Origin of the sequence: Faecalibacter bovis (assembly GCF_017948305.1) — a bacterium.
GTDB classification, from domain to species: domain Bacteria; phylum Bacteroidota; class Bacteroidia; order Flavobacteriales; family Weeksellaceae; genus Empedobacter; species Empedobacter bovis.
In genome coordinates this window covers 155,845-177,574 of the sequence record NZ_CP072842.1, presented here as the reverse complement: position 1 = coordinate 177,574, position 21,730 = coordinate 155,845, and the positions used below count along the sequence as shown (strand labels likewise).

General features: G+C 30.0%; 16 protein-coding genes and 1 pseudogene. 1 reads left to right on the top strand and 16 read right to left on the bottom strand.

What is annotated here, in order from left to right:
• Positions 1–75: 75 nt before the first annotated feature.
• From J9309_RS00795 to J9309_RS00780, 4 genes and pseudogenes are all read right to left on the bottom strand, one after another.
• Positions 76–447, bottom strand: a pseudogene (locus tag J9309_RS00795) (DUF6943 family protein); the annotation flags it as partial.
• Between the two features lie 1,116 nt (positions 448–1,563).
• Positions 1,564–3,330 (bottom strand): UvrD-helicase domain-containing protein, encoded by a 1,767-nt coding sequence (locus J9309_RS00790; protein ID WP_230476562.1) that lies wholly within the window; start codon positions 3,328–3,330, stop codon positions 1,564–1,566.
• On the bottom strand, positions 3,321–5,387 hold the full coding sequence (locus tag J9309_RS00785) for an ATP-dependent nuclease (protein WP_230476561.1): 2,067 nt from the start codon (positions 5,385–5,387) through the stop codon (positions 3,321–3,323). The genes J9309_RS00790 and J9309_RS00785 overlap by 10 nt, the downstream gene beginning before the upstream one ends.
• Positions 5,388–5,444: 57 nt before the next feature.
• Complete coding sequence (locus J9309_RS00780) at positions 5,445–6,158, bottom strand: HNH endonuclease (protein WP_230476560.1); 714 nt, start codon at positions 6,156–6,158, stop codon at positions 5,445–5,447.
• Between the two features lie 135 nt (positions 6,159–6,293).
• On the opposite strand from J9309_RS00780, the gene J9309_RS00775 reads away from it, so the two are divergent.
• The gene (locus J9309_RS00775; RefSeq protein ID WP_230476559.1) at positions 6,294–8,321 is read left to right on the top strand and encodes a cytidine/deoxycytidylate deaminase family protein; all 2,028 of its coding nucleotides are present in this window, start codon (positions 6,294–6,296) and stop codon (positions 8,319–8,321) included.
• A gap of 124 nt (positions 8,322–8,445) precedes the next feature.
• On the opposite strand, the gene J9309_RS00770 is transcribed toward J9309_RS00775, so the two are convergent.
• The 12 genes from J9309_RS00770 to J9309_RS00715 form a co-directional block, all read right to left on the bottom strand.
• On the bottom strand, positions 8,446–9,558 hold the full coding sequence (locus J9309_RS00770; protein WP_230476558.1) for a restriction endonuclease subunit S: 1,113 nt from the start codon (positions 9,556–9,558) through the stop codon (positions 8,446–8,448).
• Positions 9,551–11,164: an HsdM family class I SAM-dependent methyltransferase gene (locus J9309_RS00765; protein ID WP_230476557.1), complete on the bottom strand. Its 1,614-nt coding sequence runs from the start codon at positions 11,162–11,164 to the stop codon at positions 9,551–9,553. Before J9309_RS00765 ends, J9309_RS00770 begins: the two co-directional genes overlap by 8 nt.
• Before the next feature lie 13 nt (positions 11,165–11,177).
• Positions 11,178–12,269, bottom strand: coding sequence for a PD-(D/E)XK nuclease family protein (locus tag J9309_RS00760; RefSeq protein WP_230476556.1), 1,092 nt, complete (start codon positions 12,267–12,269; stop codon positions 11,178–11,180).
• Between the two features lie 4 nt (positions 12,270–12,273).
• Complete coding sequence (locus J9309_RS00755; protein ID WP_230476555.1) at positions 12,274–15,351, bottom strand: type I restriction endonuclease subunit R; 3,078 nt, start codon at positions 15,349–15,351, stop codon at positions 12,274–12,276.
• Positions 15,352–15,498: 147 nt separating this feature from the next.
• Positions 15,499–15,960 carry a LexA family protein gene (locus J9309_RS00750; RefSeq protein ID WP_230476554.1) on the bottom strand — a complete coding sequence of 154 codons (462 nt, stop codon included), beginning with the start codon at positions 15,958–15,960 and terminating at the stop codon, positions 15,499–15,501.
• Positions 15,961–17,226, bottom strand: a complete 1,266-nt coding sequence (locus tag J9309_RS00745; RefSeq protein WP_230476553.1) for a Y-family DNA polymerase — start codon at positions 17,224–17,226, stop codon at positions 15,961–15,963.
• A gap of 65 nt (positions 17,227–17,291) precedes the next feature.
• On the bottom strand, positions 17,292–17,723 hold the full coding sequence (locus J9309_RS00740) for a DUF559 domain-containing protein (RefSeq protein WP_230476552.1): 432 nt from the start codon (positions 17,721–17,723) through the stop codon (positions 17,292–17,294).
• A gap of 141 nt (positions 17,724–17,864) precedes the next feature.
• A complete protein-coding gene (locus J9309_RS00735) occupies positions 17,865–18,269 on the bottom strand; it encodes a hypothetical protein (RefSeq protein ID WP_230475409.1) in 405 nt (134 codons plus the stop codon).
• Positions 18,270–18,315: 46 nt separating this feature from the next.
• Entirely contained in the window at positions 18,316–18,921 is a 606-nt protein-coding gene (locus tag J9309_RS00730; RefSeq protein WP_230476551.1) for an ATPase, read from the bottom strand.
• Between the two features lie 15 nt (positions 18,922–18,936).
• On the bottom strand, positions 18,937–19,800 hold the full coding sequence (locus tag J9309_RS00725; protein WP_230476550.1) for a transcriptional regulator: 864 nt from the start codon (positions 19,798–19,800) through the stop codon (positions 18,937–18,939).
• Positions 19,801–20,431: 631 nt separating this feature from the next.
• Positions 20,432–20,704, bottom strand: a complete 273-nt coding sequence (locus J9309_RS00720; RefSeq protein ID WP_121935442.1) for a helix-turn-helix domain-containing protein — start codon at positions 20,702–20,704, stop codon at positions 20,432–20,434.
• Between the two features lie 158 nt (positions 20,705–20,862).
• Positions 20,863–21,681, bottom strand: coding sequence for an RteC domain-containing protein (locus tag J9309_RS00715; protein ID WP_230476549.1), 819 nt, complete (start codon positions 21,679–21,681; stop codon positions 20,863–20,865).
• Between the last annotated feature and the right edge of the window lie 49 nt (positions 21,682–21,730).

Genomic DNA, 21,730 nt, shown 5'->3' with positions numbered 1-21,730 from the left:
AACGCTGACGAATTAGAGGCTATTTTTGATTTTGGAGAAATAGAAAAAGGCTCTTCGTTGGAAGGGCCTTTTCTGTTACTTGATGTTTCGCATAATATACACCTGTTTCAATTCTCGAATGAGTTGCAATTGCTTAGCGATTGAAGTTTCGTATTTCTCCAATTCTAGATAACGCTGAAAATCATTCTCAAATTGGCGGTAACTACAATATACTTTATGTGCTTTTTCATATACTACTTTTTTAAAATCGCTGATTCGGATATATGGAATAACGGATCCAAATAGATAAGCATCAAAAGCATTTGCTTTCCATGCAGTATATAAAATCGCTTTATACATTTCGTATTGTCTCCAGCTTTTACAATGGATCACAAAACAATTCGGACAAGGTTTTTCAAGTGGTTTCCCCACATTTAAACCTTTGGATAAAGCAAATAGATTCGTTTCAAAAGACGTTGTATTCCGAAGCTTATTAAGCTTCTCCTCTTAATCTCAAATAAAAGAAAAAAGGAAAAAAAAGAAAGCTCTTCGATATAGCAGGAGTATTTTTTAAGGCAAGGTTTTACATCCAAATACAACCTGTATAGGTGGAGATTTTGATGTAAATCTGCAAGGCTTGACCTTGACTAAAAATGAAACTGATAGACTTTTGCGGTTCTTTTTGTTGGATTTTTGGAAAATCGAATTGTCTTGATTCCAGGTTTTAATTTGGAAGTGGAATTGTCTTTTTTCAATGTGGGATTTGTTAGCATTAAAAATTTCAATCGGGGAAATATGCGCAGGCGAAGAAAAGCATGCTTCTATTTTAAAAGGTGGTGAGGATATGTAGTGGAACATCCTTCAGGATGTTTTACTACACCGAACCAATTTGTGTGGGCTAATAAGCAATCAAGCAGCACAAAAGTGAGGGGTTACGAATTGCTTGCAATGGAGTACTGAACGATGTGATGCGACTTGCTGTTTAGCGCAATCACAAATGTACCTTGTATAAAACTTTGCTTTTCTGAGCCTGTAGCTACTAATGGGGTGGCGGGGAAATGTGGAAATCTTATCGCTTATCAAGCATTTTTTGTGTAGAACGAAAGCCCTGATCAGCATTGGTTGCTTTTGTTTTTCTGCTTTGTGAAAAACAGTTCTTAGCAACGAATGCAAGGGCTGGTTTGTGGAGTTTGGTGAATGAAACGAAACGTAATGAAATGGAAGTACATTATTTTCATACTGAAATGCAATGAAGTAAAGTGGAATGAACCTAACGGAGTAAATCGTTTGTACAAAAATGCTTGTTGCGATAATTTAAAACCTCAACAAGTGCAAAAAACGATATGAGATTCGATTAGTTTTGGACAGGTAATGGAAGGGGCTATTTTGCATAATGTGATTATAGTGGGGCTTGTCCCCCGTTAGCCCGCAGGTGACTATAATGCCATGTTATGTAAACATAGCTTTGGTGGGGCGGCTGGGTTCGAGTTGTGGGTTTTGAGTGATGAGTTTTGAGTTTTTTTGCTTTTGTTGGCAGCTAAAAAAATCCCCAACTGAATTTGAAATTGAGTTGGGGAATGAGTTTTATATATTATGTATCTCAAATAGAGGTGTCAATATTTCTTTCTTTTCATCTGATAATGATGGAACGGATATAAATAACCTATTCTTAGCCCTACTACAACCAACATAATTTATTCTATGTTCTTCATTATTTGATAAATTTCTGTTAAGTAAAAAATCTAAATCATTTTCTTGCTTTAAAACTAACAATACGTTATCAAATTCATCTCCCTTTGCTTTATGAATTGTTTTATGTAAACTTAAATCATCAGGTATAGATACACAAAAGTAAAGTTGAGTAAATGTGTGATTCTCATAAAATACTTTAACAGCACCTTTAGTTACTTTTGTCAAATCTGAATCAATATTGTTTCTTACGAATTCAGAAAACTCTAATAAAGAACCATTTTCAAATTCAGAAAACTTTTCAAGAAAAATTGTTATATAATTTAAAGCCTTCTTCTTTCCTCGAATCTTATCTGTTTTATAATTAAAATACTTTTCCAATTCCTTAACAGCGTCCTTGAACTTCTTTTCTTTAGCATAAGCAATAGCTTTAATACAAGAGTAAAATAGCTTACTTCGCCTATTTGAATCTTCCTCCTTAAGTTTATCTAATAATGTATAATCTAAGCCAGCACCGTTAATTTCTGCTTTCATGGCGTTCGATGTTATATTATTCCTAGATAGAGTATATACCTTTTCACCAACACAAACGTCTTTAGCGATTCTTAATGCTTTGTCCATATCTCCAATAAAAATTGAAGGTTTTACGTTAGTGAAATTTCTGAATTTAATTTGTGATATATCTGTTCTAATAAAATTTAAAACATCAATTATTTCATTACTACTTCTTCTGTTTTCCTGTAAAATATAATTTTCAATATTTGGTAATGTAAATAATTCGAATTGTGTGCAATCTGCTCCTTGAAATTCATAGATTGATTGAGCTACATCTCCAATTACACCAGTAATTGTTTTTTTTGATGCGATTTTTTTTATAATTTCTACTTGTATTGGATTACTGTCTTGGAACTCATCAACAAAAATATATGGAAACCTGCTGCTTAATATATCTAAGACAAAAGGAAATCTAATTATTATTTGAAAACTAAAAAATAGTATATCATCATGTGATATTTTTCCATTTTGCCAATATTTTTTTTTATATTCTAGAAAATCAATTTCTAAGGCATCTAAACATTTTTTGTTTAAATACCTTCTTGAAGTACCTTCCAAATAAAAAGCATCAGATCTATCACTAATTATACTTACTTCTTCTGTCTTTACATCGATTTTATAAACTAGAGAGTTTAACCAATTAATAAGAGCATATTTATAATTTGGAAGTTTTGTTAATTGATTAACCGAATAAGGATGCTTTAATAAATTACTATTTGGATGATTTGTTATCCATTCATTAATATACATCCAATTTGGGGTGATATCATCGTGCCCGTCAATTTTAGAAACATCGAGTTGATATTCATCAGCAATGAAAGAAACATATGGTTTGACAACATTATTATAAAGAAAACTATGAATTGTTGATACTTCAACTCGTTCAGCTGATGTTCCAAGACGTTTAAGAATAGTTTCTACGGCGATATTTGTATATGTAATGCAAGCAATTTTCTTTGTTCTAAAAAGTTTGTCAGAATTATGCAAAACATGTTTTATATGATTAACTAACCAATGTGTTTTACCAGCACCTGGACCTGCTGAAACTTTAAAATGATTATCTATATCTGGTAAAATATAATCAGATGTAATTGTATTTATTGGCATAACTCTTCAATTGCGTCTTTAATATATTCTGGGATAACAAAATCCGTAAAATCTTCAGTACCTTTCTTATTTAAATTTTCTTGAAGTGCATAACAAATTTCTAAAGCATTTTCCCCTTTTCCAATCGAATTCAAATACCTTGATGCTATAATTGCTCTCTTTTTTTGGTCATCCGTTAAAACTGAATTAGCAGTGATGCTATCTTTTATTCGTCTATTTTCTTTATTTTTTACGCCATCAGGCAATATTGCCAATAAATCATGAAAAGTTTTACCTTTCGTTTTATATAGATCCATTAGTTGTAATATTTCTTCTCTATTACTTATAGAGTCTGTTACTAGTAATTCACATGCAGGATTATTAAAAATTAAGTCATATTCAAATGTTTTTCCTAAATCAGAAGGTTGAGTATAGAACGTGATATTAGATTGATTGCCATTTGGATACAAATCTGCGTTAGTATTTGTTCGATATTCATAGTTATCGTTATCTATGTTTAATTCGTATGGATAACACTTTTTAAATCTACCATCGGGTTTTGCTTTACTTTCGGGATCTCTATCGGTTAAACAAACTATTTTTTTAGGTATTGAATTATTTTTTTCACTATCAAAAAGAGTTAAAAAATGTGAGAAATATCGTCCACCTACGTTAATTATAGCAACATGATTGTTTTCTAGAGATTCATCCATATAATTTGCAAATATTGACATTAATAGTTGTTCTGCAATCCCTTCAACAAATAGTACCTTTTGAGCAAAAAGCATATCTGATTTGGTTGCATCTAAAAACCTTTGAACATATTTTTTACTCTTATCATCTTCAAAAACCTTACTTGGATAGCCAATATTTGTTTCTCCATTTTCATTATGTAAACAGATAATCTCATCTAATGAAACAGCTGAAGTAATATGCGTTGAATGAGTCGTTACAAATATTTGCCTAACTTTCTTTTCTTCCTTATTCTCATTTAAAAATTTTAGGAATTTATATTGCATTGCTGGATGTAGATGAGCTTCTGGTTCTTCGATTGCTAATGTCGTAAATACCTTAGCATTTGTATCTAAATAATTTACATCTGCATTTACTTGCATTTTTGCTAGAAGTAAAGACATGAAAATTAAATTATTGTATCCTAAACCATTATGTGTTGCAGGAATTTTAATCCCACTTTCATATTCAACTATAAGTTTTAATACTGAATACATTTCATTTTCAGATATAGAACCTTCGAAGTTAGGATTGGCTTTATTAAAAGACGCTCCTGTTTTTTTAGCATAAGATAAAATTTGATTTTTACCTTCTTCAATTCTATTAGCCAAATCTTCAACAAGTATATCTGCCTTTTCAGAAAAAGCAACTTTTTTAGCTTTTATGTCTTGGTATTTAGTAACAGTATCTTTTGTGTTATCAATTTTGATATCATAATCCATAAAAAAATTAAATACTTCTCTAAGCAATGTGTTTCTACCCGTTAGCATGTCTCTCTCAACATCTCTAATAGCATTAAGAAATTGAAAATCAATTTTCTTTAATGATTCATTGTCTGCAGTTGCTTGATTAACAATGTCACCACCCCAAATTTTATACACATAATATCTAATAAAATTATGGTTTAAAATTTTCAAAGCTTTGACCATAGCCTTATCATCCTCATCATCAATTGATGATATTTCAGTAATGTACTCTTCAACTTTTTTTTCTGGGAGAAAAAATTCATATGTTAATACAGCTTCATAATCATTATCCAATTTAGTTAACCAATTTGAAATCATGACTAAGTCATCGGGTTCCTCTTCTTTACCTTTTTTTATAGTAATAGAAATGCTAATTTTTGGAGGAGCAGATTTTAATTCTGATAATGTTATATTCTTATGAAAATCATCAACTTCTAATCTTTTAGAATTATTAGAGTCAATCACTAGAGATAATGCTTTTATTAAATTAGTCTTACCTGCATTATTATGTCCTATAATAACATTTACACCGTCGTTAAATTCAATTTCTTTACTCTTAAAGTTTCGAAAATTATTTATGTTTATTTTTGATATGTACATATACGTTTAATAAAATAATATTAATTAAACGTATATATAATATTGTTATTATAAAGATTACGAAGCCTTTTTGATATTAGATTTTTTCTTTGTTTTTTTATCTTTAAAAGGTATATTATGTTTTTTTAAATAATCTATAAAAGTATTACTCTCAATAACATCGAAAGCTTTTTCCTTTGCTTCGTTTAAAGAATAATAAAGGTTTTTACCCTGAATATTGTGTATTGTTAAGACGAAAATATCTTTATCTTTTTCTTGAATTTGTATCTCAAATGAACCTTGAGATATAAAATATATATTTTTATCTTGCTTCCAGCGAATCGAATTTAAAAATCGCTTTTTTCTATTGAAATAACTGGTTTGAGATTCGACTAAGTTAGATGCTAAAATTGTATCTGTTAGCTTATCACAACAATTTGTACCTACTTCCATTATACCCCAATCTTTATGTTGAATAAGGAACATATGTCTAATAGTTGTATTACAATTTTGGCATGTACCATTTAGATCTCCTAAATCTTCTTGTGTAATGAATTCCCATCCTGTTGAAGGTCGAATAATTTGATGTTTAACGGCATGACAATATTTACATAAAGTTTCACAATCTTCTAAAGGATATTGCCAGGGTAAATGCCCAGGAATATATCTTTTATGATGAACTTGAAGAATTACCTCCGAATTAGATCTTTTACATTCTCTACATTTATAATTGTCTAATTCTATTAGTTCATCACGAAATTTTTTCCATTCTGACTTAGTATATTGATTCATATTAAAGTTAAGTAGGTTTATTATAAATTTATCAAAATCAATCTAAATATTATTATTATTTATAAAAAAACATATAAATAATTTTAACCTTTTAGGTAGTTGTTTTTTTGTATTTTTAGAGAAATTTTAGCAAAAATGTCATTAGATAATATCTATCAATTAAGAAATGATTTCATAATCCTTGGTTTAACAGGAAAAATGCAGGGAGGTACAGACTTAGTTATTGATCTTTTAAAAAGAGAAAGATTCGAAAACTATGATCAATACAAAGATTTTATAAATAAGTATCAGGAAATTAGTAGTTCAGAAGCTGAGAAATTTTATAAAACAATCAATTATTTAAATTACGAAGGGAATTGGAAAAAATTTGAAGTTATAGAATATAAAAATGTTATTTTACTGCTTCTATTAAAGAAATATTATGATCCAGATGTAAATAAATTTGCTACAAATATTGTAGATTTTATTTTAAATATTGGAGATTATAAATCATTCATTAATCCTCGATTTGGAAGTGATCATAAAGGATATGAAAAAAGTTCAGATTTTATTTCTGACGAATTTAATGATTTTTTAATCAGCAACTTAAGTAATATTACATCTATTCATTTAACAAATATTGAAGAAGATTTTTTTAAACCTACTTTAACAGATTTTTTTGATGATTTTTATAAAAAAATGGATAGTTATAGTCCTAATTTAAGGTACCGATTTATTCATATTTTAGGTTATATTTTTCGTAAATATGGAAAAAATTTTGATTTAGATGCTCTAATTGAAATAGAAAAAAAGAATGAAAATAATAACAGCTCTCAACATATTTATACTGTTGCTGAACAAATAAATAAAATCATTAAAGAATTTAGAAAGAAGAATAATCAAAAAGCACATTTAATTATTGATCGATTAAAATCATCGATTGAGATGAATTATTTCAAAGAGAAGTATTCAGGTTTTTATATGTGTTCAATTGATACGGATAATACAATTAGGACAAAAAATATTCAAGATAAATTATTTGCTAAAACATTTATTACAGACAAAGATTTAAATTTAGAAGGAATTTTAGCATTAGACCAATCAGAATACAAAATAAATGATTTTAAAAAAGGAGAATTTGCTTCACCAGATATAGAAAACTGCGTACAAAAGTCAGATTATCATATTTACTTAAGCTACGATTATAAAAATACTACTATCGCACATTATAATTGTAATTTAGATAAAGTTATTAATGATGTAAAAGCGAACAAAATTTCTAAATTGAATATCGAATATGTGTATCCTATTTTAGAATTTCAAGTTTTTAAACTTATTGCCTTAATCCAACAACCTGGGTTAATTACACCTTCTTATGTCGAACGAATTATGCAAATCGCCTATAACACTAAAATAAATTCTGGGTGTATTTCTAGACAAGTTGGTGCTGTTGTTACCGATGCTAATTTTTCGGTAAAAGGAATAGGTTGGAATGAAGTACCTGAAGGACAAACTCCCTGTTCGAGTAGAGATGTAAGGTATTTAATGAATAATGAAAAATCGCTTATGTTTTCTGATTTTGAAAAAGGTGATGGAACATATGAAGATAACAAAACCTTTAAAGAAAAAATTAAAGAAAACTTTAGTGCTTTATCTGATGATCAACTTAAAGGTAGATCGTGTCCCTATTGTTTTAAATCACAACATAATGCTTTTGAAGGGAAAGAAAACCAAGTACATACACGTTCTTTACATGCCGAAGAAAATGCTATGCTTCAAATTACAAAATTTGGAGGACAACCTTTAAAAGGTGGTTATCTTTTTACTACTGCATCACCTTGTGAATTATGTTCTAAGAAAGCTTATCAATTAGGTATATCTAATATCTTTTTTATAGATTATTATCCTGGAATATCACAAAAGCATATTTTAAAATCTGGAAAGAATAATCCTAGACTATTTAATTATATCGGAGGTATTGGTAAAGGTTACTTAAAATTTTATGAACCATTTTTATCTACTAAAGATGAATTATTTTTGAGAACAACTATTAAACCTCAAGAAAAGAAAGTTGAAAGTAAAGAATTATTAGAATTACTTAATTCTAAGGAAATTAAAACTTCATACCTTGATAAAGATGGTAATATAGATTTTGATAAAATAATAACTCTTATCAAAAAATAGAAATAAAAATAGCCTTAATCGATGATTAAGGCTATTTTGTTATATTATTGATTTTAGATTACTGATTTCAGTTTGAATACTAAGTTGTAGACTTTTATATTCTTCTGTAATTTGATCTTGTTTCTTACTCCACCGTTACTTGCCCATTCATCAACATTGGTAATAACCAATCGCGTAATTGTGCGAGTTCTTGATTTTGTTTTTGATTATTTAAGATTTTCTTGTAAAAAATATTTGCTTTACGCTCAAATTTATTAGCTAAATCTAAATGTGGCAAAATAATCATACTATCTTTCAAAAATTTGAAATGACGTGCATATCCATAATTAGATAAATCTATTTTTAATAATGAATGGTAAAATAAAATTTGGGGTAATCTTTCATTGTTACTAAATAAAACTTGTGTACCATCTGCTCCTCTTATAAAATCAAAATTAATAAGTTTTAATATTCTTGTGTGATCTCCAAATACAATTGCAGGAAAATCTACAGAAATATCTATTTTATAATCTTCTTTATCAGAAAAACCAGCAATGAAATCAGTACTTTGATCTACAATTGGAAATTTACCTTCAGAAGAATACTCTTTCGCATTTAATTTAAGGTTATTTTCATTTTTTCTCAATAAATCATCTACAAATTTCACCTCCCATCCCTCAGGAATTTCGCGTTTTAGTGTTGGGTTGTAGACCATTTTACCGCCTGCTGATTTGTAAGGTTTACCTTCTACATTTGGAAACTCGAATTGCACAAACCAATAATCGTACAGTGTTTTTGCCATGGCTTCTAACGCTGCATTGATTTTATTGTTGACTTCGATTTTATCGTCTAAGGCTGAAAGAACTGCGGCTATTTTTTGTTGGGTTGGTAAATTTGGTAAATTAATTTTAACACCATAATATGCTCCAAATGTCATACTTGGAACACCAGTTCCTGAATTAAGATTACTTAAATCTAATCTCTTTAAATAATGATATAAATAATAAGGAACTGCCTTTTCTTTATTGACAATAGTATAATATAATGTATCTACTGTCCAAAATGGTTTATTTGTATATTGAATATTTGACAAAGTACCTTTTCTTGGTAATAAAATACTTTCATCTTTATAGATTGCAGTATCAACCATTCTCATCAAACCACCACTACCATAAACAGGTATATTTCCATCATTTAAATGTTTATGATCACTACCATTTTTTATTTCAAGAAGATCCTTTAAATAAAAACTATTCATACTTCAATCCTTTTAATTGTTTCTGAATTTCTTGGTCTAAGACGTTGCCTTCTGCAAATAAAGCCGCTAAACGCGTTTCGAAATCGTTCATTTTTTGTTGGAACTCTTCGGGCGTGATGTCAACATATTCAATCTTTACCTCGAAGTATTGTCCAGCTGAGAACGAATAATTTTTGGCGATGATATCTTCTTTAGAAACGACTACGCTTAAATCTTCAACAACTTCTTTATTGTTAAACGTTTCAATGATTTTAGCTTCTTCCTCTTGCGTTAAAACCGTACGTTGGTTCTTCCCATCTTTTACCGTTGTTCCTAACTTTGATGCATCCATTAACACAATATGTTCGTTGTCGGCATTTTTATCTAGGAATATCACGGATACATTAGTCCCAGTACTTGCAAAAATATTAGATGGCATAGAAACTACTCCACGTAACCACCCACGCTCTATCATCGCTTGGCGAATTTTCTTTTCAATACCACTTTGTGCCGTAATAAAACCTGTAGGTAACACAATAGCTGCTTTTCCATTTTCGGATAAGCTGTACATAATGTGTTGGATAAACATTAAGTAAATAGCCATTGATTCCTTCTTCGTTTTAGGCACATTAGGAATCCCAGCAAAGAAACGGTCTTTAAAAGCATCCTTTTGTAAATCTTCTCTAAAATCGGAGAAATCTAATTTAAACGGAGGATTAGATACAATGTAATCAAACTTCTCGTTTAAATACGTTGGTTCGGCAATGGTATTGGTTTTAATGATATTCGGGATACTGTGCGATAAATTGTTAAGCACTAAATTTAAACGCAACATATTCGACGATTTCTGCGAAATATCTTCTGAATAAATACTACAATTTTCTTCTCCAATTTGGTGCGCAATACTCATTAACAACGTTCCCGAACCTGCACTTGGGTCGTAACATTTTACGCCACTTACAGGGTCTGGTGCTAAGATTTTAGCCATTATTCGTGCAACTGCATGTGGTGTATAATATTCGGCATATTTACCACCCGAATCGGTATTGTAATCTTTGATTAAATATTCGAAAATAGTAGCAAAGAAATCATATTTCTCTTCGAACATTTTCTCAAAAGAAAATTCGAATAATTTATTTACCAAAGCACGACAAAAAGCATCACGTTGCGAACCGTCTGAAATGAATTGGCTTAACTCATCAAACATTTTATCTTTTGCTCCCGAAGATGATTTAATAGAGAATATCTCTGCGTTCTCTACACTGATTTGGCGTAAGGTATCATCAAACAACTTGGCAAAATCCTCTTGATTTTGGTTGTTGTATAAATACGTAATCATGTGTTGAGGTCTTAATTGTGGGATATCTGCCCCAATTAAAACCGTTAAGAATTGGTATTCATCTTCTGATAAACTTTCTAACGCTTCTTGAAAATTTGTTGCCTCTGCTAAAGTTGGATTGACCTTCTTCGCTTCGAAACGAAATTTATCGTTTAAGAATTTATATAAGAACATTTGAGTAATGATCTTAAATTCGTTCCCGTCGTTTCCTAACCCATAATTGGCACATACACTTTTTAAGTTGTCGATTAATGCCTTTGTTTGGTTAATGAAATTTATATCTGTCATTTTATTGTTTTCGTTATTTGTATTCTTTGGCTTGTGCAGTAATTGTTCTAATTTCTTGTTTATTCTCTTCAATAACTTTAGCTACAAGTTTGTTTATACTCTCAATATTTTCTTTAGAACTTTGATAATTAAAAGTATTATCGCTGTTAAAAACCATCCATTCTTCTGCTGGAATGACTGCAAATTTAAGAAAGTTGTGGCAACTGTATTTTTTAGGTTTTACTAGGTTTAACTTTGGAGCTTTGGATTGAAATAGTTTAAATAATTCGTCGTAAGCAAAACGAACTTGACGATTAGCTAAATCATCTTTAAATTTTTTATATTTTTTTCCTGTGGCATCCCCCATTAAATCTAAATCTAAGATTAACTTAAAATCGAAACGATTTAATTCGGTATAAATCGTGTCGCCATCGGCAGAATATTTGTAATTGTTGGCATAATAGTATTTAACCCCACGCATGTCGTTTGATTGCCAATTGTAAAACACATTATCTTTTTCTAAATGCACATAGAAGGCTTCTACAACATCGTTAATTTCTGCATTAAGCTCTGTTTTCTTTATCCACTTCTCAAAATCATTTAATCGGTTGTATTTCTCTAAACAGATCTCTAAATAATCTGTAAAAAATGCATGAGAAATTTTCTTTTGAAAAGGTGATAAAACCTCCACAATATCTTCGAGCTTAAAAGCTTCCCAATGCCCAGTTGTATTCGATTTTGTAAACGTATGTGTAGATTCGTTACCTGTTTTAAAATAAATGGCAGAGATCTTACGGTTAGGACATTCTTTTGTTGCAACCTCATAATATTTTTCTAATTGATTCTTACCCGCTTTACTATCTGTTTTGTCTTCGATGATTAACAACGTATCATCGTTAACTTCAACCCAAATATCAATTTTATGAATTTGCTTTCTTACTTTAATTGATTCAATTTTTAATTTATCATTATCAATTAACCGTTGAATAAATTTTGTAGCAAGCTGATGTAAGTGTTCGTATTCGCTTTTCTTATATTTTTTATCAGCAAAGGAAAATAACCAACACAAGAAAGCATCTTGCGATAACTCTTTCGTAGCAAATTTAAAAATATTAGGTGCTTTCATTAGTTTAGTGTCTATATCCGTTATATTGTTGTTGATACTCGTTTACAATCAAATAATTAATTTTCTGAGTTGTTTTAAAATCTAAATTTATTTTTTGAGTTTGCACAAACTCTTTCACCACATTTTGCATCAAATTCTTTTCGAAAAAAGCGGTATTGCTTAAAATATTTTGATTTTTAAGGATTTGCTCGTCTGTCTTTTCTTTTACTTTGATTAATGCCTCGTATAATTTAGACTCTTGTACACCTAACCATTCATTTTCGGTTAAACGATTATGGATACGCACGTACTTTTCGTCGTTTTGATACTTATCTTTTAGGTTATTATTTAAACGATTGAGCTCTTTTACTTTGTCGTGAATATTTTTAAGTAAGTGAATATGCTCTTGCATTTCGTCTTGAGATACCTCATCTAATTTCTTGTTGGCAAAGATACGTTCTAACTCTTCTCTTAACGAAATAAAACGTGGATCTTGCTGGTCGAAATTGTGTTGCAATGCTTCTCTTGTCGAACGAATTTGATTTTTTAATTGATCGGCTAACACCAATTCGTTTTCGCCAATTTTCACAAAGTCAAAATAAACATCTTCTAACGCTAAGTTTAATAGCTTGGTGTTTTCTTCTTTATTTTTTAAGTTGTCAACGACGTTTAATTTATCCAGTTGTGCACGTGCTTCGATTAAGAAACGGTTATAATCTGAAAAATTAATGTCTACCTCAACATCCTCATAACCTTCTAATTTGATTACGTTTCTCAAATCCTTAGCAAGTTGAAGTGCCTTAACCAAATCTAAAACAATTTTCTTGTCTTGGATTTGCTGGATTTGTTGAGAGAATATTTCTTTGTTCTGGGTATTGTACTGAAATAAGGTTTCTTTCACTTGTTGTAAATCCCTTTGAACTTCTTCTTTGGATTTGAATAAGTTGTTGTAGAATTCGAAATCGTCTCCTAATTGATTTTGTAGCTCTTGATAATACAAGGCGTTGGTACGATCGAACGCTTTTGATATATCTGCAAAATCAACAACGTAACCGTATTCATAACTTTTGTATGGACGGTTAACACGTGTTAAGGCTTGTAATAAATTATGATCTTTTATAACACGATTTAGATACAATTTCTTTAAACGATTTGCACTGAAACCTGTTAGTAGCATATTATATACAAATAAGATGTCTACTTTACCACTTTTAAAGCCTTTGATTAAATCTTTTCGTATTTCTTTATCGTTGGCATCATGTAAGATTAAAGCCGCTTTTAATTTAGGCTGTTTTGTTTGGTAGACATTGTATGGTTCGGCTACTAATTTGCTTGCATCAATTTCTTGTACGCCATATTTCTCTTCGAATAATTCGAATAACTTTTTGGCTTGTGTTGCGGATTCGCAAACGACCATTGCCCCTAATGAGCTGTCGTTATTGGCTACACGGAATTCGATTAAATCATCTGTAATATATTCTAACAATGGACGAACGTATTGCTCGTGAGCATAGACCTCTGTTTTTAGAATATCGCCTTGTTTTACCTGTAAACGCTCTAATACCTCAGTCATTTGCATTTGGAATTTACTTTTAATCTCTTCTCGGATTAAACGCAACGTATAACCATCAGCAATGGACATGTTGTAATAATATTTGTGGATATAATCTCCAAACAACTTTTTAGAATCATATTCTTTCGCTACCTCTTTTAATAAAGGTGTACCTGTTAACGCAATTTTAATTGAATTTTTATCTGAACTGATTAAGTTGGCTAAGTAGTTACCTTTTGGATTGTATGAACGGTGTGCTTCATCTAAGAAATAGATTCGCTGTACATTGATATCATAATCAATAGGCATATCTGTACTTACTTCGTCTGAAAACTTTTGGATGTTTACTACTGTAATTTCTGGTTCACCTGAGTGATTCAAAATTGCTCCAACTTTTTTCATATCATTGATAAATTCTACACGAGAATTGACACGGTTAACTTTTAACCCACGATTTGAAAATTCGGTTGTTGCTTGTTCTAATAAGTCGATACGGTCTACAATGAAATAGAACTTTGGTATGATGTTCTTTTTTTGATAGTAATCTGTTAAATGCTTAACATTGTAATAGGCTAACGCGGTTTTACCAGATCCTTGCGTATGCCAAATGATTCCTTTGTTTATGCCTTGGTCTAACTTTGCAGCAATTGCCATGGTTGCGAATATCTGAGGATAACGCATGATGTGTTTTTGAACTACAGGAACACCATTTTCTTCCTCGTGAACATACGCCAACGCATATTTTAAAATAAATGCAAAACGCTGACGTGATAATAATGAAGTTAATATTCTATTAGTCGGAGAATCATAATGTTTATTGGTAATATATTCAGGACTATCCTTAATAGCATAAAGGTTATTATCCTTCAGAATTACAAGTTCATTGTCTAAATTAATTTCTTCTAAACGATCTTGTACAGGATAGTCTGGATCTTCTCTAAAATAACTGAAATGTAATTTTTTGTATGCTGAAGTTGCATAGTAAGCCCCTTGTATTGGTTCTATTACCCCGTCTTCGTATTCCATGTTGTTAGAGAAGATCATTAACTGCGTAATGTTTGCAAATCTTCTGAATTTAGGATTTTGAAAACGTTCATTGATGCGTTTACGTTCTGCTAGAATACCGTCTTTGTTATTAGGTTTTTTAACCTCAATAAAAGACAATGGAATTCCATTAATTAAAATGGTGATATCTGGACGAAATTCTTCCTCTCCGTTACGACAAGTTAATTCTGTCGTTACATGAAACGAATTATTGTTGAAATCTTTGAAGTCAATTAATTTGATTCCTGATGAAGAAGTTAATCTTTTGTAGAATTTTTCTCCTAGGTCTTCAAAATTCGCTTCTAAAGTAATCTCATCTAAGACTACTTTAATTTCGTCTTTTGTTGCATCGGGATTGATTCTTTGAATGCTGTCAAAGAATATTTCTGTAAATATGTTGGTTTCCTCTTGTCTTTTTTGTTGGTTTTGAGGTATGTATTGGTATCCTAATCGTGTTAGATGTAACAACGCAGGTATTTTTACTCTTGAGTCTTCGTTGAAAGCCATGGTTAGTTATCTAGTAGATGTAAATATAGCAAAAAAGAGAATATTTATTGTTAGGGGTTTGTAAATGTAAGGTTTAGGTGTGCAAGGGAATTGCAGTGATGAAATAGGTTGTAAAATCCCCAACATATTTGTTGAGGATTAATATTTCTAAAACTTCCTTTTTTGTCTGATAAAAGAAATGACTACACCGAGGATTAAGGCATTGTCTTCTTCTGCGAGTTGAATGCAGTCTTTGTAAGTTGGGTTGAGTGAGATTAATTTCTTGTTAATTTTATCGTAGCGTTTGAATGTATATTCTGAATTATTAATGGAAACAATAATGTCGTCCATATGCTGAGGATCTAAATCTGAACGGACTATTAATAAGTCACCAACTTGGTATTCGGGTTGCATACTTTCACCACCTACACGAATAAGATAAGTTGCTTCGGGTTTCTCTAAAAAATGTTCGTCTAATGAGATTTCGTTCTGAATAAAATCTGTGGCAGGAGATGGGAATCCTGCGGAAACATCGCCTAAATTTTTGATGTATCTTTTTTCGCCTTCTGTCGTGTAGGCTACATTTTTAAGTTCTGGTGATAATCTTGGTATTTTGATAAAATTAACCATTTAATTTACTTTTAAAATATCAGTTAGTTTTGTTGTGTAACAGGGTGATAATCTTTCTTGTTTCATTTTCCATTTCTTAGATAAATCTTGTGATCCTATAACAAGTTTATGATCGCCATAATAAGTGTTTAACTTATCCATTACTTGCATTAAAGATTTGTGTTTAGGCGATTCTTTAGCAAATAAGTTCATCTGTACTTGGTTATCGGGTGTAATTGCTGAAACAATTACACCTGCTTTCTTGTATTCGGGCATACGACCTTCTTCCGGTACTAATTTATCTAGTAAGAAAGTGGCAGCTTTAGACAAGATGATACTTGAATTGGTGTCGTAATCTAAAGTTGTAGATAATGAGTTGGAATGAAACGCTTGCGTTTTATCAAATCTGTTCGTCATTATAAATACCGTAATAATGTTGCATTTGCTTTTATCTCTACGTAGTTTTTCTGCACAAGAAACTGCAAACGTGGAAACACGTTCGTGTAGGTAATTGTAATCTGTTACTGTGTGATCAAAGCTTCGTGTTGTGGCAATGGATTTTTTGTGTTGGATTTCGTCTAAGCCTAACACGCTTTCGCCTAATAATTCTTTCTTTAATCGAAGTTCGACAATGGAGAAATTACGACGAAGGTATTCATCTTCGAGCTGAGTGAATTTATACGCGGTGTTACAACCTAAATAGGATAATCGTTTAGATAATTGACGACCAATTCCCCAAATATCTTCGGTTGGTAACCATTTTAATGCTTTTTCGATTTTGGTTTGGGAATCGATCATGTATACTCCATTGTGGTGCATAGGGTATTTCTTAGCGATTCGGTTTGCTACTTTGGCTAATGCTTTAGTAGGGGCAATTCCGATGCATACAGGAATCTTTGTGTATTGGTAAATCATTTCCTTGATTTGTGTACAATACTTTATTAAATCGTAGTTTTCGAATCCTCTGAAGTATAAAAATGATTCGTCAATGGAATATACTTCAATTTCTGGACAATGTTGTTTGAGTATGTTCATTACTTTGTTACTCATACTTGCGTATAAAGCATAATTGGATGAAAATACTTTGACTCCTTTTTGTCGGAATAATCCTTCGTATTGAAAGGCAGGTGCACCCATTGGTATGCCTAATTCTTTAGCTTCATTAGATCGCGCAACAACACAGCCATCATTGTTCGATAAAACAACAACTGGCTTACCATTAAGGGTGGGGTTAAATACTCTTTCGCAACTTGCGTAGAAATTATTACAGTCAACTAATGCAAACATATAATGCAAAAATGAAAAGAATAAACGCTACAAGGTGTCGTGGGAATTGTTAATTTTTTGTTTGATTATTTTGAAGGGGATTTAACCATGTTAAAAATATAATCTGTAGCTTCCTCAAGTAATACATCATCATTAACTAATGAATTAGGAATTCTTATTGTATAGAAACCTTTCATAAAAGAGTAATAAGTTCGTTGTAAATCAGTCATTGCTTGAAATTTATTTTTATTATGATGACTTCCATCAACTTCAATGTTTATTTTTTCTTTAGGAAAAGCAATATCTATATGTTTGTATCCATCAAATTTTTCAAGAATAGGATTTAAACCTAAAACTTTTAATGCAAAATATAATCTAATAGTTTCATTAGTAGATGTTAGTACAATGTGATTTATCCAATTTTGATGATACATGCATAATGGTGTATTATATTTTTCTAAAGAATATATAAATACAGCTTCTGTAATATGATGATTACATTCTAAACAACGATACATTAATTTACAAATTCTATATTCAATTAATAATAAATCATTTTATATAAATATACATTTAATTTATATTTGAAAACTAATAGATAAAAATAAAAAAACCTCAACTGGGGAGTTGAGGTTGGAGTTTATTTTTATCTTTAATTATTAATCTTCTTGAATCTTATAATCAACAAATTCGTATGTGTTATTATCTTCACCAATAATCTTTATTGCTTTAAAAGCTATATCACCATTTTTAAGTGTTTGGTAAGTGTAAATATCTGTTAGATTACTTGTTTTATGGTATTCATAATATTTTCCATCATTTGTCCACCAATTTCCATTCTCAGTAAATTGTTCTACATCACCATCTTCATCGATTGTTATAAAATTAAGAACACTTAATCCTTTTTCAAATCGACAAGAAATCCAATATTTAGAAATACCATCTACTTGTTTGTTTTGCTCAGATCCTTTAAAACAACCAATTAATTTTTTGTCATATTCTTTTTTTTGTCCAAAAGTTATTGAACCTACACATAGAAGTAAGAATAGTAATTTATTTTTCATTTATAAGTTTTTAAATATATAATTTAATGCGAATATAAAATTATTTTTAGATTCTCTTATCCTTTCTATCCGCAGGTACAGAAAGTACATTCATCATCTGTCTTAAACGAGAGCGTACACGTTCGGTGTAATACTTTTCGATTTCGGAAGCAGATAGGTTAGTGGTGATGTGTGTTTTGATATCATGATTTATAAATATGTCGTATCGACTTAATATAATTTCAGCCATTACATTGCATTCGTTGCCGAAATATTTGATGTTATTTTCTGTGCCTAGATCATCGAAGCAAATGTTTTTCATTGGGAAATTGTAAGGGATTCCTTTGCTGTACTTGTTAATAGTTTGATATCCGTCTCGGATAAATTCAAATGAAATATCTCTGCATGTTGTGTAATAGAATTTTTGTTCTTTGACCATAATGGTTTGCATTAATCGAAACCAGGTTGTTTTCCCAATACCGATTGGTCCAGTTAATAGAATTCCTTTGTTGAGGTCGATGTTCAATTCCTTGCATTTTTCTTCGTCATTTAGGAAATAAGCAGCTAATCGAACGATGAATGGGAAATCCTCTTTTTGAAAAGAATATTCGGGATGTATATTTTTTCGGGCATGTTGTTCTAAGTGAAATATAAGTTTTTGGTAATTGATCATTGTTTTGAGTATTGGTTATAATGGTTCGTCGTATTTTTTGTTTAGTGATGTATCTAATTTTTTTTGTAATCCGTTGTTTTGATTTTTAGAGAATACGGTTGCGTTAATCATCCAATTATTTGCAGCAGCCTTCCAGTTTTTCATTTTGGTTTTTCCTCCAACTAACCATCCATTGGATTCGAAATAGTAAAAAAACTTTTCAGCTTCGATTGATGTATTGTCTTTATCTTGAAAGAATTCTTTGACTTGGTCTAATGTTGGATTTGTACCTTTTTCTTTTTTGACGGAACTTTTTTCTTTTTGGAGCATTTCAGCTTTTCCAGCTGATTGATTTTTAGCTATGTTATTTTTAAAATTTTTATCAAAAATTAAAAAAGGAATTTGTGCTTGCTTACATAAGCTATTTATGTTTTCCTGTTTATTGTTTTCCTGTTTATATATAGGCTCTATGGGTGTGTTTATAGGTGTGTCTATAACCTTGTTTATTGGTTTGTTCTTTTTTGGACTGGTTTGTTCTAAAGGTGTATCAATAACTGTGTTTATTGCTTTATTCTTTTTTGGTTGGGTTGTATTGTTGTTTTTTAATTCTAATGTTAGGTCTTTGAAATAGATTTGACTTCCTATGTATGGATTATAGGATGGAATGTAAATGATGTATTGATTGTTGTGTAATATTTTCATGGAACGATGATAGGTGCTTTTGGATGTGATTTTGCTTAGTCGCATAACTTCATCTCGAATGATGTGTATAGGATTTTCAAACCTTTGTTTGTTCCAACATTGAAATAGTGCTAAATACAAAGCGATTTGACATGGTGCTATTTCGGGATCTATTTGTATTTTATTGTAGAAGTTATTAAGGTGTTTGATGTAGTTCATATTTTTAGATTTTAGATTCTTCGATAGGTTCAGAATGACTAGTTTATATTTATTCTACTTTCATTTTTGTCTTGACACAAAAACGAAACAAAAAAGTCAAGGCTACGATTTTCGACTAAAAATAAATTTAATACGAGGAAGGATTTAAATGACTCTCTATCGTTCGCTAAATCCTTCTTTATCTCTCCTTCAATTTATTTTATTAACGTCTGCGATTTTTATGCAATATTTTTACTCTATTAAAGTCTTAGTTCTCGATACAATTTTCTTTTGCTGAGCAACGATAATCACTCGAACTGGCGAGAGATTCTTTGATAGGATTAAAATGGCAATTATGTTCATTTTGGCTTGATCCAAAACGAACCAAAAAATCAAGGCTTCGATTTTCGACGGTCAATTTGCATCTTGTTACATTAAAATGATTAAATGATTCGCTATCGCTCACTAATCATTTTTACATTTCACTTCGATGAATTGACACTCGTTTGCTAATCGTTATGCCATTTATTTATAATTTCCCTTAAATAGAGGATGTAATTGATTAGGTTGAAATTAAAAGGCAGGAATATTACTTTTTTGTCGTAATAAACCTGCCTAACCTAACCAACTTAAAACCAAATGAAATAAGATTTTACTGTAGAATTTTATCTACTTTATTTTGTTCGAGTATATGTAATATTTCGTCTGTGTCGTAATAAATGTTTCTTCCAAAATTTGAATAGGTGATGAGGTTTTGTTGTCTCATCTTTTGGAGTTTTGAATTTGAAACACCTAAAAGTTTTGAAACTTCTTTTGATGTAATCCATTTGCAGGATTGTTTAATTTCTAATTCTTTTTTTAGAAGGCTAATTACAGTTTCTGAAATTAGTTGAATGTCTTCTGGGTTAATTCGTTTTGTTTTCATTTGTTATTAGGTTTATGACTCTTACAAATTTGAAAACTTTAGAATTTATTTTTTCCATACTATGGAACATACTATGGTGTTATTTTTAATGAAAGTGTTTATTTATGGTAGTTATGTTAATAAAATAATCCGTAGCTGAATAACAACTACGGATTATTTTATGTATCTAATTTGTTTGAGAGGACCTCTTTTAATTGATCTAATAACTTGAATTTATTTATCTTTCTCATTTTAATATCTTGAATGATGTTGTTATGATTATTGAGTTTAATATCAAAATTTGTTTCAAAAAATAGAACTAATTCTGTTAATTCAACTTTACCTTGATTTATAAATCCGATAAGATATAATGAATATATAAGCTCCATTAATAATACTTTTGAAGCTGTCCATTTGAGTTGATATGTTGGTGGTGGTTTGCAATTTGATAATTCGTGAATTTTATTGTCTGAATAAATAATAAGTTTCTTAATGGCTTTGTGCTTGCCGACAACATTAGAAATGGTGTTAAATATGTATGATTCACTGATGAAATTAGTGAAATTTTTACGCCTCCATTTATAATTTTTTCTGAGGAATAACTTTTTATCGATATTACCTGGTTCTGGTTTAAACAGTTTTAATACGTCTAAATTTGCATCGTTTATAATCTTTAGTTTCTCTTTAAATTTGTTATAAAATTCTATCTCTTGCTCTTTAGTTAAACATTTTTGATATTTTTCATTCTCTAAATTATATATCGTGGTGTAATAATAATGCACATTGAAATATTTGGGATAAAAGAATTTGAAGTATTCAATTTCACTTTGTTTTGAATGAAATTTATTGATTAATAATTGTTCTTCTAAAAGATTTAAGTACTTAATAGAAATGTTAATTGCTTGATAAGCTTTTTTGTTAATATCAATATCTGTCATCTCTATTTTAGTAATTTCTTCTTCAAATTGGTAATACATTTCAAGTAATGGCGATTGCATGAGATATGGATTTAAGTAGTTAATTTAGAATAAATTACAAAAAATAATT